The sequence below is a fragment of the Solwaraspora sp. WMMA2059 genome, assembly GCF_027497315.1.
Lineage (GTDB): Bacteria > Actinomycetota > Actinomycetes > Mycobacteriales > Micromonosporaceae > Micromonospora_E.
On the sequence record NZ_CP114908.1, the window covers coordinates 5,961,098 to 5,974,052 of the forward strand.

The window sequence follows — 12,955 nt, forward strand, 5'->3', positions numbered from 1 at the left end:
GCCGGGCGGGTGGACTCCGGCCCCGTCCAGCCAGGCCGTGGGCCGCGCTCCCACCAGAAGACCGGACAGGGCCCTCAGCGGTGGGACGACCGAACGCGGTCCAGCGCGTCGCGGGCGTCGGCGTGCGCCTGCAGGATCGCCCGGACCGGGGCGACGACCAACCGGCGGGCAGTCTCGGCCACCACGTCGTACAGCCGGTCCTCGGCCCGTCTGCGGACCCGTCGGGCCGCCCACCCGGTCACCGGACGGATCAACAGACTGAGCAGAACCCCGCCGAGCAGGCCGCCGAGCAGCATCGCGGTCGGCACCGGCAGGACACCGACCGTCGGATAGTCGAGGGCCGGCAGACCCAGCGTACGGATGACGAAGCCGACCAGCAGCCAGCCGAGCCCGGCGGCGGCGGTGGCGGTGACCGCCCACTGCACCGCGCGGACCAGCCGCCACCACATCGGCTGCCGGTCCAGGCCCAGGTCGGCACCGCCGATCGCCCGGTCGAGAGCGTCCGGCAGCTCGGCCCGTTGCGACCGGGCGGCGGCGGTAACCGCCGCAGACCAGGGGGTCGGCAGCCGACTACCGGCCTGCTCGGCGAGGCTGCGTACGGCCAGATCGACCGCGGCGCGCTGCGCCGCACTCGGCGCCGGCAACGAGGTGACCGGCACCGGTCCACCAGCCCCGGTCAGCGACGGCGGCACCGGTCGATCGGGCGCGGTCACCGGCGCTGGTTGGTCGGCCGGGCCGGTGCCGCCGGTCCGGCCGGAGCCGAGCAGGTGCAGCCGTAGCAGCGGATCCGGCCGCAGCCTGCGCCAGGCCCGGGTGAGTGGCCAGCCGGTCGCGGCCCCGGCCCGGTGCAGGTACGCCGACTCGACGGCGTCGACGACGCTCGGCACCCCGGCCGCCGCCGCCAGCGCCAGGCTGAGCCGGCGCACCGTGCCGCGGTTGATCTCATCCTCGGCGCGTTCGTCGGCCGGACCGACCAGCTCCGCCAGACCGTCGGTGACCGTATCCAGGTCACCGGAGAGTCGACGCAGCGCCGCCTGCCGCTCGGCCACCGTGCCTTCCAACAGCCGGCGCAGCTCGGTCATCGCGGCCGGCACCAGCGCCGAGGTGGCCAGCAGCGGGACTCCGTCGAGCCCGTCGGCGTCGAGCAGCCGGCGCAGGTCGGCGAGCAGCCGGGGCAGCTCGGCCCGGTCCAGCCGGTCGGCGTGGTTGAGTACCACCACGGTGACGTCCCGGTTGCGATGGAACTCCCGCAGATAGCTGCGGTGGATCACCCGGTCGGCGTACTTCTGCGGGTCGACCACCCAGATCACCAGGTCGACCAGGCCGAGTAGCCGGTCGACCTCCAGCCGGTGTCCGTACTCGACCGAATCGAAGTCGGGCAGGTCGAGCAGGACCAGACCGTGCAGCCCGGCCTCGTCGGTGCCGTCCAGGGCGCTCTCCCGGACGAACCGGTGTCGGGGCAGGACCCCGACCCAGTCCAACAGCCCGCTCGCCCCGTCGACCGCCCCCCAACCGCACGCGTGCGCGTACCCGGTGGTGGGGCGGCGCACGCCGACCGAAGAGAGGTCCCGCCCGGCCAGCGCGTTGAAGATGCTGGACTTGCCGCTGCCGGTGGCGCCGGCCAGCGCCACGACGGTGTGCTCCCGGGACAGCGCCAGCCGGGCTCCGGCCCGCTCGACCAGGGTGCGGGCGGCTCCGAGCCGGTCGTCGGGAATCCGACCGTCGGCGGCGCGCAGGAACCGCCCGAGCGCGTCGAGCCGGTCGACCAGCAGGTCGGCGTCCACCCGTGAGTCTCCTCGGACCAGGTGTCGGACCCGGTCGACGAAGCCGGTCACGCGACCGCTCCCGGCAGCGGTCCGGTCGCGCCGGGCAGGGTGTCCGGCAACCGGTACGGCGTACCGCTGCTCAACCCGGCTGCCGCCCGGGCCTGCTCGACCTCGACGGCTGCGGCGCGCAGCCGGTCGCCGGGCGGGGTGGCCGTGGCGTCGACGGCCTGCGGCGGGACACCGGCCGCTTCGATCAGCCGCAGGTAGCGGCCGGCCTCCTCATCGAGCAGTGCCCGGATGCGGCGCAGCAGACCCTCCCGGGACCGGTTGGCGAGGTTGCGGATCGCCTGGTCGCCGAAGATCGCCTCGAGCACCTTCTGGGCGGCGACGGTGGTGCCGCCGGCGGCGGCGACCTCCAGCCCGGTCGGGATGAAGGCGGTCGAGGCGAAGACGGCGATCATGACGGCGAGCCCGGTGGCGTTCACCGCGTACGCGGCGGTGCGGGCGACGAACCGTTTGTCGCCGGCCTCGGCCCGGACCAGTTCGAGCACGTCGCGTTGCCAGTCGCGGACCAGTCGCTCGGCGCGTTCCGGCAGGTCAGCGGAGGGCTGGGCGAGGTCCGGGGTGAGTAGCGCGGCACCGGCCGGGTGGGTCCGCCAGGCGAGGTTCGCGGCGTCGGCGGCCTCGGTCGCCGCGCCCCTGATCAGGGTGACCAGTTGTGACTCGATCGCGGTCCGCAGCTGGTTGGCGGGTGCGGGCCGGCCGGTGACGGCGCTGAGCACCCGGTCGCGAAGCCGCCCCACCCTGGCCTCCAGTGAACGGAACAGTTCGCCGGTGCCGACGAAGTCCTGCCAGCGGCCAAGTACTTCGCCGCGGAGCAGCCGGCCGTCCTGCACCGCCTGCTCGGCGTTGCGGCTCGCGCTGCGGTACGCGGCGCGGACCCGGTCGGTCAGGGTGCGGGCCGCGTCGAGCTGGTCGTCGGCGGCGGAGGCCAGCCCTTCGACGGTCGGCGCCAGCGCGCTCAGCGCCCCGTCCAGGGACTGCCGGATCACCGCGGCGCGGGCGGCGGCGTCCCCGGCGAGCTGGCCGAACCATTCGCGCAGCGGTGCGGCGACGATTTCCGGCAGCAGTCCCTGGCCGCCGACCACCGTCTCGGGCACCACGAAGATCGGGACGTCGCCGAGGTCGTGGTCGGTGAGCATCTCCCGCAGGTGCGCGGTGATCTCGTCGACCGCCTCGGTCGGCACCCGGTCCAGGGCGAGCGCGACCATGGTCCCGCGCAGCTGCGCGGTCTGCAGCAGTTGCCAGGGAACCGCGTCGGCGTACCGGGCGGCGGTGGTGACGAACAGCCACAGGTCGGCGGCGGCGAGCAGTTGGACGGCGAGCGCCCGGTTGGCGTCGACCACCGAGTCGATGTCCGGCGCGTCGAGAAAGGCCAGCCCGGGGGGTAGCGCCGGCGCGGCGACGAGCTGCAGCGCGTCCGGGGCGTCGGTGGGGCCGGCGGTGCGGGTCAGACCGGGCAGCAGCTCGCCCTGCCGGAACCAGCTGGCGTCCGCCGGGTGGCTGACCAGCACCGGGGACCGGGTGGTGGGCCGTAGTACGCCGGTGGCGCTGACCCGGGCCCGGACCATGCTGTTGACCAGGGTCGACTTGCCCGCACCGGTGGAGCCGCCGACCACCACCAGCAGCGGTGCGTCGAGTCGGGCGAGCCGGGGTAGTAGATAGTCGTCCAGCTGGGCGATCAAGCCGGCACCGACCTCGCGGCCCTCCTCGGCCGAGGGCAGCACGAGAGGGTACGCCATAGCCGCGATTGCGGAGCGTAGTCGCTCGAGTGCAGCGGGAAGTGCGGGTGCGCCGGGGTTGGGCGCGGCCGGTCCGCCCTGCGTGGTCACGGGTAAAGCGTGCCCGATCAATGCATGCCAGACAACCTGAACCGGCCCGGCGTGGCTGCCGATGACACTGTGTGCGACGGGGTCGGAGGGGGGGATCGTTGCTGGTGAGGGTGTAGGTTGCGCGACTCCGACTCAACCTGACTTGACGGCGGCTGCGATCGTGGCAGTATTGAGTCAAGTCCACTCAACTTGTGGTGGGTGTACGGCGGGGCGGTGCCCCGGCACCTGCTCTACGAACGAAGCGAGGAAGCGACCATGGCACGTGCGGTCGGTATCGACCTGGGCACGACGAACTCCTGCGTCAGTGTGCTGGAGGGTGGTGAGCCTACCGTCATCGCCAACGCGGAGGGCTCCCGGACCACTCCTTCCATCGTCGCGTTCGCCCGCAACGGTGAGGTGCTCGTCGGCGAGGTCGCCAAGCGACAGGCGGTGACCAACCCGGACCGGACGATCCGGTCGGTCAAGCGGGAGATCGGCACCAACTGGACCGTCGACATCGACGGCAAGAAGTACACGCCGCAGGAGATCTCCGCCCGTACCCTGATGAAGCTCAAGCGGGATGCCGAGGCCTACCTCGGTGAGCGGATCACTGACGCGGTGATCACCGTCCCGGCGTACTTCAACGACGCGCAGCGTCAGGCCACCAAGGAAGCCGGCGAGATCGCCGGGTTCAACGTGCTGCGAATCGTCAACGAGCCGACCGCGGCAGCCCTGGCGTACGGCCTGGACAAGGGCTCCAAGGAGCAGACCGTCCTGGTCTTCGACCTCGGTGGCGGCACCTTCGACGTCTCGCTGCTGGAGCTCGGCGAGGGCGTGATCGAGGTCAAGTCGACCAGTGGTGACAACCTCCTCGGTGGTGACGACTGGGACCAGCGGATCATCGACCACCTGGTGAAGACGTTCCGTGGCCAGCACGGCGTGGACCTGGCCCAGGACAAGATGGCGATGCAGCGGCTGCGGGAAGCCGCGGAGAAGGCCAAGATCGAGCTGTCCGCCGCCACCACGACCAGCATCAACCTGCCGTACATCACCGCCGGCCCGGCCGGGTCGGACGGTGCCCCGTCGGCGCCGCTGCACCTGGACGTCACGCTGACCCGCGCCGAGTTCCAGCGGATGACCCAGGACCTGCTGGACCGCTGCAAGGGCCCGTTCGAGCAGGCGATCAAGGACGCCAGCGTCAAGTTGGCCGACGTCGACCACGTCATTCTGGTTGGCGGGTCCACCCGGATGCCGGCCGTTTCCGACCTGGTCAAGCAGTTGACCGGCCGGGAGCCGAACAAGGGCGTCAACCCGGACGAGGTGGTCGCGGTCGGTGCTGCGCTGCAGGCCGGTGTGCTCAAGGGCGAGGTCAAGGACGTCCTGCTGCTCGACGTGACCCCGCTGAGCCTGGGCATCGAGACCAAGGGCGGCATCTTCACCAAGCTGATCGAGCGCAACACCACCATCCCGACCAAGCGTTCCGAGGTGTTCACCACGGCTGACGACAACCAGCCGTCGGTGCTCATCCAGGTCTTCCAGGGTGAGCGGGACATCGCCGCGTACAACAAGAAGCTCGGCACCTTCGAGCTGACCGGGCTCCCGCCGGCGCCGCGCGGCGTGCCGCAGGTCGAGGTCGCCTTCGACATCGACGCGAACGGCATCGTCCACGTCAACGCCAAGGACCTGGGCACCGGCAAGGAGCAGTCGATGACGATCACCGGCGGCTCGGCGCTGCCGAAGGACGACATCGAGCGGATGATGCGCGACGCGCAGGACCACGCCGACGAGGACAAGCGGCGTCGCGAGGAGGCGGAGACCCGCAACCTGGCCGAGCAGCTGCAGTGGCAGACCGAGAAGTTCCTCGCCGAGAGCGGTGACAAGCTGCCGTCGGACTCCCGCGACCAGATGAACGACGCGCTGGGCGAACTGCGTGGCGCGTTGGCCGGCAGCGACATCGAGGCGATCAAGTCCGCGCACGAGAAGCTGGCCCAGGTTTCCCAGCAGGCCGGCTCGCAGCTCTACGCCCAGCAGGCCGAGCAGCCGGGTCAGCCGGGCGGTGCCGGCGGCCCCGGCGAGGCCGGACCGGGCACCGCCGGACCGGGCGCCGCTGGGGCGTCCGCGTCGGGTGGTGCCGCCGGCGGGCCGGACGACGTGGTCGACGCGGAGATCATCGAGGACGACAAGAAGTGAGTCCTCGTCGAGGCCGAGGACCAGCGATGATCTTCCCTCGAACCGCCGCACGGAGCGAGGTAGCCACATGACGGAGAAGTCACGGGCCGCTGATCCGGCCGGCACCGGCCCGCCGAGGCGCCGCTCGGCACCGGTCGAGCAGGCGGACGGTGAGACCACCGAGCGCCTGGTGATCCGGGACAAACGCCGGATCGACCCGACCGGGACGCGGCCCCGGACCGCGCGGCACGCGGCGGCCGAGCCGACGGGTGCGGCACCCCCCACCGACCATCGTCCGACCGGGCGGCACGCCCGGTCGGGCACGGAGGAGGAGCCAGTGAGCGGGAAAGCCGACGACAGGTCCGCGGACGGGTCGGCCGCCAGCGAAACCGGAAAGGACGAGCCGACCCGATCCGCGACCGAGAACCGATCCGCGACCGAGAACCGATCCGCGACGAGCACCGGGTCCGGCGCCGACCGGGCAGTTCAGCCCGACTCGTCGGACACCGCCGTCGTCGACGAACCGGTGGCCGGTGAGCCGGTGGTCGGCGAGGTGGTGGAGCCGGCACCGGAGTCGGACGCCGAGGAGGCGGCCGGGGGCGCAGCCGGTTCCGGTCCGCTCGGCGCCGAGCTGGAGGCACTCCGCGCCGATCTCGACGAACGCACCCGCGACCTGCAGCGGGTGACCGCCGAGTACGCCAACTATCGCAAGCGGGTCGAGCGGGACAAAGGGGTCGCCGCCGAGCAGGCCACCGGTGCGGTCCTCGCCGCGCTGCTGCCGATCCTGGACGACCTGGACCGGGCGCGGGAGCACGGCGACCTGGTCGGCCCGTTCGGCGCCGTGGCCGAGCAGCTCGGCGCGGCGCTGAGCAAGTTCGGACTCACCGCCTTCGGTGAGAAGGGCGACCCGTTCGATCCCACCCAGCACGAGGCGGTCGCCCACCTGACCTCCGCCGAGGTCACCGAACCCACCTGCGTCGACGTGATGCGGCGGGGCTACCTGCTCGGGGACCGGCTGCTGCGGGCGGCGCTGGTCGCTGTCGCAGACCCGGAATGACCGCCGCCGGTGGTCCACCGGCGAACATCACGGCCGGCGGCGGGACGTGGAGCGCGTCCCGCCGCCGGCACCGCGCTACCGGCCGCCGCGCGTCGGCCGGGCCGGCAGTGGTCGGCCGGTCGTCCGGACGGTGCCAACGCGGTCAGGGGCGGGGTCCGGTGACGGACAGGAGGAGGACAGGGTGAGTTCCAAGGACTGGCTGGAAAAGGACTTCTACGCCGTGCTGGGGGTGCCCAGGACAGCCTCCGCCGACGAGATCAAGAAGGCGTACCGCAAGCTGGCCCGCGAGTTGCATCCCGACCACAACCCCGGCAACTCGGCCTTCGAGGAGCGGTTCAAGGCGGTCTCGGAGGCGTACAACGTGCTGGCCGACGATCGGCGGCGCAAGGAGTACGACGAGATGCGCTCGCTGTTCGGTTCGGGCGCGTTCCGCCGGGGGGCGCGTGGTGGTGGGCCGGGCTTCGACCCGGCCGACCTGTTCGGCGGCTTCGCCGGTGCCGGTGCCGGCGGTGCCGGGGACCGGCGGTTCGGTGGGGCCGGGTTCTCCGACATCTTCAGCTCGATCTTCTCCGGCGGCGGCGGGGGCGGGATGCGTACCCGTGGCCCGGCTCGAGGCCGCGACGTCGAGGCCGAGGTGGTGCTCGACTTCGGCGCCGCCGTACGCGGCACGACCTTGCCGCTGAGCCTGCGGGCACCCGGGGTGTGCGACACCTGCCATGGCAACGGTGCCAAGCCCGGCTCGGTGCCGAGGACCTGCCCGACCTGTGCCGGGACCGGGCTGACCACCCGCAACCAGGGGTCGTTCAGCTTCTCCGAGCCGTGCCGGGACTGCCAGGGGGTGGGCACGATCGTCGACGAGAAGTGCCCGGAATGTCACGGCTCCGGCGGGGTGACCAAGACCCGGACGCTGAACGTCCGTTTCCCACCCGGCGTGGCGGACGGCCAGCGGATCCGGCTGGCCGGGCGGGGTGAGCCGGGCGACCGGGGTGGCCCGGCCGGTGACCTGTTCGTGCTGGTCAAGGTCCGCAACGACGAGCTGTTCGGGCGGACCGGCGACGATCTCACCCTGACCGTGCCGATCACCTACGCCGAGGCGGTGCTCGGCACCGACCTGCGGGTCCCGACCATGGACGGCGCCGTGACGCTTCGGGTGCAACCAGGTACGCCGAGTGGGCGTACCTTGCGGGCACGTGGCAAGGGCGTGCCCCGTCGGGACGGCACCACCGGTGATCTTCTGGTGACCGTCGAGGTCGTCGTTCCGGCTACCGTGGACGAGTCGGCACGGGCCGCCCTGCGGACCTTTGCGGAGCACACCCCCGCTGCCGACCGGGAACGTCTCGCCGCCCGGCTGCGTCGCAACGAGGAGCAGGCCGCCGGGTCGCGGCGAGGGACAGACGGGAGGTGAGTGAGGGGTGGACGACGAGCTGCTGATCACGTTCGAGGCCGCCTCCGACGCCAAGGTCCTGATCATCTCGGTGGCGGCGCGGATGGCCGGCATGCATCCGCAGACGCTGCGCCAGTACGACCGGCTGGGCCTGGTGCAGGCCGGCCGGGCGGCTGGCGGCGGCCGCCGGTACAGCGTCCGGGACGTGGTGCTGCTGCGCGAGGTCCAGCGGCTCAGCCAGGACGACGGCGTCAACCTGGCCGGCATCAAGCGGATCATCGGGCTGGAGCAGCTCGTCGGCGACCTGCAGCAGCAGGTTGACGGGTTGCGCGCCGAGCTGGCCGAGGCGTACCAGCGGATCGCCGAGCTGGAGTCGGTCGGCCCGTACCCGCGACGTGACCTGGTCCCGACCAGCCGCACCTCGACCGCCCTGGTGGTGTGGCGGCCGCAGCGCCGGGACCGGCCGGCCCGCCCAGGTTCCGGGCAGACCGGCTAGCCGACCCTGCGGACCGGCCACCAGGCGCGGTGACCGAGCAGGCTCAGCAGCGCAGTCCATCGACAGGCCGAACAGCACGGCGAAGAGCAGCATCGGCACCACGGACATGATCGGTACCGGGCGGTCGACACCGATCAGCCCCAGTCCCCACCCCCATTGGAAGATCACCACCAGTACGCCGTACGCAGTGCCGATGGACAGCAGCGCCAGCACCGCGGCCTTGACCGCGATCAGCGGTGCCCGGAACATCGCCACCAGCACCTTTTCCGACCAGCTGTTCGCCCGGCTGGTACCGGTCCGGGTCCGGATGATCCTGGCCAGCCCGGCGCTGCAGGGCTACGCGCTCCGGCTGCTGCTCAGCGGACAGACCGAGCCGGCCCGAGGGCTGCACGAATCCTTCCCGGACGAGCTCGACGAGGTCACCGCCGCCGCGATGGTGGGATCGTTCGTCGGCGCGCTGGTCGCGGTGATGATGCAACTCCTCACCGAGCTGCCCGAGCCGGAGCGGGCGATCCTGGTCGACCGGGACCAGCTGCTGGCCGGCCTGCAGCGGGCGATGCAGGTCGCGGTCGCGGGACTCGCGGATGCTAGCTCAGCCGGCGGGACTTGCGGACCAGGCCGCCCTCGCACCAGTCGTGGTAGTCGAACAGCTGCGGCTTGGCCAGCAGCACCCGGGTGTTGTGCGCCCAGACCGACATCAGCTCGTCGCCGTCCTGCTCGGCCTGCTCGACCAGCTTGCGCAGCCGCCGTTTCGGGTGGGCGCGGAAGTTGGTCCGGATGCCGTCCGCCGCGTAGATGTAGAGGCAGTGCAGCGCGAACCGGCGGGCCGGACAGGTCGGATCCATCGCCAGGTCGAACAGCGTGGTGATCAGCCGGTCACCGGAGACGAGCAGGTCCCAGTCCTGCGGCATCGACTGCAGCGGGACCGAGTCCGGCTGGTACGCCCAGGCGCGCAGCTCGGCGGGCGCTGGGTCCACCGGGTTGGCGAAGCCGCGGAACGCCGACTCTTGCACGCTCAACGGGGACCCTCCCGTTCGCGGCCGACAGGGCACAACCGGCCCTGGGCCTACCACTAGCTACTGCCGCGCCACGGTAGCGTGTCGGAGGGTGATCGGGGAAGTCCCTGGTAATGCCTTTCACGAAGCCGGTACGTGTTGGTCCGCTCCCGTCAGGTGATTTCCGCTGGCCGCGAGGGGTGCGGGCCGCCCCCGCAGCCGATGCTTGAACCAGCGGGAATCCGGAATCCGGGCCAGCACCGGTCCGGTTACCACCGTGATCAGCACGTACGCGGTGGCCAACGGCGCGAGCGCCGGCTCGATGCCGGAGCTGGCGACCGCAAGGCCGGCGATCACGATGGAGAACTCCCCACGCGGCATCAGCGCCAGCCCGGCCCGCCACCGACCGGGAGCGGCGATGCCGGCCCGCTTGGCGGCCAGGTAGCCGGTCAGCACCTTGGTGCCCATCGTCACCACCGCCAGGCCGAGGGCCGGCAGCAGCACCGGCGGGATGTCCCGGGGGTCGGTCACCAGCCCGAAGAAGACGAAGAAGACCGCGGCGAACACGTCCCGCAGCGGGGTGAGCAGTTCGGTGGCGCTGTGCGCCACCGGCCCGGACAGCGCGATGCCGACCAGGAACGCGCCGACCGCCGCGGAGACCTGCAGTTCGGCGGCGATCCCGGCGACCAGCAGGGTCAATCCGAGTACGCCGAGCAGCAGCGCCTCCGGGTCGCGTACCGACAGCAGAGCGGAGATCCGGTGGCCGAACCGGACCGCGACCAGCAGCACGACGGTGACCGTGGTGACCGCCACCGCGACCGCGAGGCTGCCGGCGGCGAGCCCGGCGCCGATCAGCACCGCGCTGAGCACCGGCAGGTAGAACGCCATCGCCAGGTCCTCGACGACCAGGATCGACAGGATGACCGGCGTTTCGCGGTTACCCAGCCGGCCCAGGTCGCCGAGCATCTTGGCGATCACGCCGGACGACGAGATCCAGGTGATCCCGCCGAGCACCACGGCGGCGGTCGGCCCCCAGCCGAGCAGCAGGGCGAACGCGACTCCCGGCAGCGCGTTGAGCAGCGCGTCGATCAGGCCCGCCGGTGCCGCCCGGCGCAGGTTGCCGATCAGCTCGCTCGCCGAGTACTCCAGCCCGAGCATCACCAGCAGCAGCACCACGCCTATCTCCGCCCCGACGGCGAAGAAGTCCTGGATGTCGTGCAGCGGGAGCAGGCCGCCGTGACCGAACAGCAGCCCGGCGAGCAGGTAGAGCGGGATCGGCGACAGCCCGTAGCGCCGGGACAGGCGGCTGAGCAGACCGAGGAGCAGCAGCAGCGCGCCGAGTTCGATCAGCAGCAGTGCGCTGTCGTGCATGGCCGGGTCAGCCGGCCGGGTCGTCGTTGGCGAGGATGCCGCCGACGCCGTCCAGCCCGGACCTGGTGCCGACGACCACCACCACGTCGCCGGCGGCGAACCGGAACTCCGGCCCGGGAGAGGCCAGCACCTCCCGGTTGCGCAGCACCGCCACGATCGACGCCCCGGTACGGGTCCGCGTCTTGGTGTCGCCGAGGGTACGGCCGACGAACGGCGAGCCGGCCGAGATCGGTACCTGCTCGGTGAGCAGCCCGGCGGCCTGGTCGCGCAGCCCGGCGAGCTGGCTGAGCATCAGCGACGCGCCGAGGATGTCGGCGAGCGCCTCCGCCTCGTCGTCGGTCAGCGGGATGTCGGCGTCACAGGCGTCCGGGTCGTCCCGGTCATACAGGACGAGGTCCCGACGCCCTGACCGGTGACTCACCACACCGATCCGTCGGCCTGACTCGGTCATCAGGTCGTGGCGTACCCCGATGCCGGGCAGGTCGACCTGTTCCACACGTGCGCGCACACCGTCCACGCTACGCCGCCTAAGGGCAGACGGTCGCGCCGCGTCCCGGCAGACTGGTGCGGACGCGGTGCCGAATCGGCCCAGGCGTGGTCGCCGGACCGGGCGGTCGTGGGGCGCGGACGGAAGGAGAGGGTGGATGCGACGTCGGGCAGGCGGGTCCATCACGGCCATCGTTCTGTCGGCCCTGCTGATCCTCACCGGGTGTTCGATCGGCGACATCCGCCGGCCACCTCCAGACCGCGCGGCCCCGTCGACCGACGCGACGGTGCCTGTCGGTGGGCCCGCCGTCGAGGTCCGCCCGATGCGGGTGCCGGCCGGCTACGCCGCCCCATTCGTCGCGTTCGACGACGCCAAACACGGGTACGCCTACTTCCACGGATGCGACACGTCGGTGGGCGCCGGGGCGCCGGCGAGTTGCCCGGCGGTGCTCTACGCGACCGCCGACGGCGGCCGGTCCTGGCAGCACCGGGAGCACCCGGACCCGGCGGTGGCGGAGCATTCGATGCTGGTCGGCCACGGCAGCCTGGTGCTGTCCGCCGACGCCGCCTGGTACCGGTCGCTCGACGGGGGTGTGACCTTCACCCGGGGCAACGGCCCGGACGGGTCGATGCCGCCGGAGTTCGCCGCCGTGCACGGGCGGTACCAGGTGTGCTGCGGCTCCGACGGTGTCGCCCGGGTCGGCGAAGCCACCCAGGTGGGGGTGAAGCCGTTGGCGCAGCAGCCGCCGATCCCGGTCGTGCAGACCGTCGGGTACATCGGCGACAAGTTGACCGTCGCCGGGCTGCACGACGGCCGGCTGCATGTGGCGTTCGGCGCGCCGGTGGCGACTGACGATGACGGTGGCGGTGGGCCCGGGGTGCGCTGGCTGTGGCGGACCGACGCGGTCACCGTCGCGGATCCGGAGCGGATCCGCCAGTTCGTCGTAGAGACGACGCCGTCGGGCGGTTACTGGCTGATCGGCGAGCCGGTGCCCCTGCCGGGTGAGTTTCCGCTCGTCTGGCGGGCCGATTGGGGTCGGCTGGAGCCGGTGCCGGTCCACGACCCGCCGCCGGACGTGATGTCGGCGCTGCCGGACGGTGGCCGGTTGCTGGTCACCACCCGTACCGGTGTCTGGTCGCTCGGCTCCGACGGCCGCTTCGAGCCGATCGACTGGCCGGTGCAGGGTGCGTACCTCACCCGGCTGCGGGACGCGACGGTGCAGGCGGTCCGACCGGACGGAGCGGTGCTGCTCAACGTGCGACAGCCGTCGGGTGCCGGGTGGGTGGAGATCTCCTGGGAACCGTACGGGCGGTAGACCGGTGCGGGTCGGGCTTCGGCGGTCGACTCGTCGATCGGAGT

10 protein-coding genes are annotated in these 12,955 nt (G+C 72.4%); 5 read left to right on the plus strand and 5 right to left on the minus strand.

The window, feature by feature from the left end:
- Positions 1-74 precede the first annotated feature (74 nt).
- Positions 75-1,835 carry a GTPase gene (locus O7553_RS27455; RefSeq protein WP_281552448.1) on the minus strand — a complete coding sequence of 587 codons (1,761 nt, stop codon included), beginning with the start codon at positions 1,833-1,835 and terminating at the stop codon, positions 75-77.
- Positions 1,832-3,568, minus strand: coding sequence for an ABC transporter (locus O7553_RS27460; RefSeq protein WP_281552449.1), 1,737 nt, complete (start codon positions 3,566-3,568; stop codon positions 1,832-1,834). The genes O7553_RS27455 and O7553_RS27460 overlap by 4 nt, the downstream gene beginning before the upstream one ends.
- Before the next feature lie 345 nt (positions 3,569-3,913).
- On the opposite strand from O7553_RS27460, the gene dnaK reads away from it, so the two are divergent.
- The 4 genes from dnaK (at position 3,914) to O7553_RS27480 (ending at position 8,743) form a co-directional block, all read left to right on the plus strand.
- Positions 3,914-5,827, plus strand: coding sequence for a molecular chaperone DnaK (dnaK, locus tag O7553_RS27465; RefSeq protein ID WP_281552450.1), 1,914 nt, complete (start codon positions 3,914-3,916; stop codon positions 5,825-5,827).
- A 67-nt stretch (positions 5,828-5,894) separates the two neighbouring features.
- On the plus strand, positions 5,895-6,863 hold the full coding sequence (gene grpE, locus O7553_RS27470) for a nucleotide exchange factor GrpE (protein WP_348650027.1): 969 nt from the start codon (positions 5,895-5,897) through the stop codon (positions 6,861-6,863).
- A gap of 181 nt (positions 6,864-7,044) precedes the next feature.
- On the plus strand, positions 7,045-8,268 hold the full coding sequence (dnaJ, locus tag O7553_RS27475; RefSeq protein WP_281552451.1) for a molecular chaperone DnaJ: 1,224 nt from the start codon (positions 7,045-7,047) through the stop codon (positions 8,266-8,268).
- Between the two features lie 7 nt (positions 8,269-8,275).
- The gene (locus tag O7553_RS27480; RefSeq protein WP_281552452.1) at positions 8,276-8,743 is read left to right on the plus strand and encodes a MerR family transcriptional regulator; all 468 of its coding nucleotides are present in this window, start codon (positions 8,276-8,278) and stop codon (positions 8,741-8,743) included.
- A 587-nt stretch (positions 8,744-9,330) separates the two neighbouring features.
- Here the strand turns inward: O7553_RS27480 and O7553_RS27485 are convergent.
- The 3 genes from O7553_RS27485 to O7553_RS27495 form a co-directional block, all read right to left on the minus strand.
- Complete coding sequence (locus O7553_RS27485) at positions 9,331-9,762, minus strand: hypothetical protein (protein WP_123606516.1); 432 nt, start codon at positions 9,760-9,762, stop codon at positions 9,331-9,333.
- A 117-nt stretch (positions 9,763-9,879) separates the two neighbouring features.
- Positions 9,880-11,109: a cation:proton antiporter gene (locus O7553_RS27490; protein ID WP_281552453.1), complete on the minus strand. Its 1,230-nt coding sequence runs from the start codon at positions 11,107-11,109 to the stop codon at positions 9,880-9,882.
- A gap of 7 nt (positions 11,110-11,116) precedes the next feature.
- Positions 11,117-11,617, minus strand: a complete 501-nt coding sequence (locus O7553_RS27495; RefSeq protein WP_278172676.1) for a cation:proton antiporter regulatory subunit — start codon at positions 11,615-11,617, stop codon at positions 11,117-11,119.
- Positions 11,618-11,753: 136 nt separating this feature from the next.
- Here O7553_RS27495 and O7553_RS27500 point away from each other — a divergent pair, with 136 nt between their 5' ends.
- Positions 11,754-12,911, plus strand: coding sequence for a hypothetical protein (locus O7553_RS27500; protein ID WP_281552454.1), 1,158 nt, complete (start codon positions 11,754-11,756; stop codon positions 12,909-12,911).
- Positions 12,912-12,955: the final 44 nt, after the last annotated feature.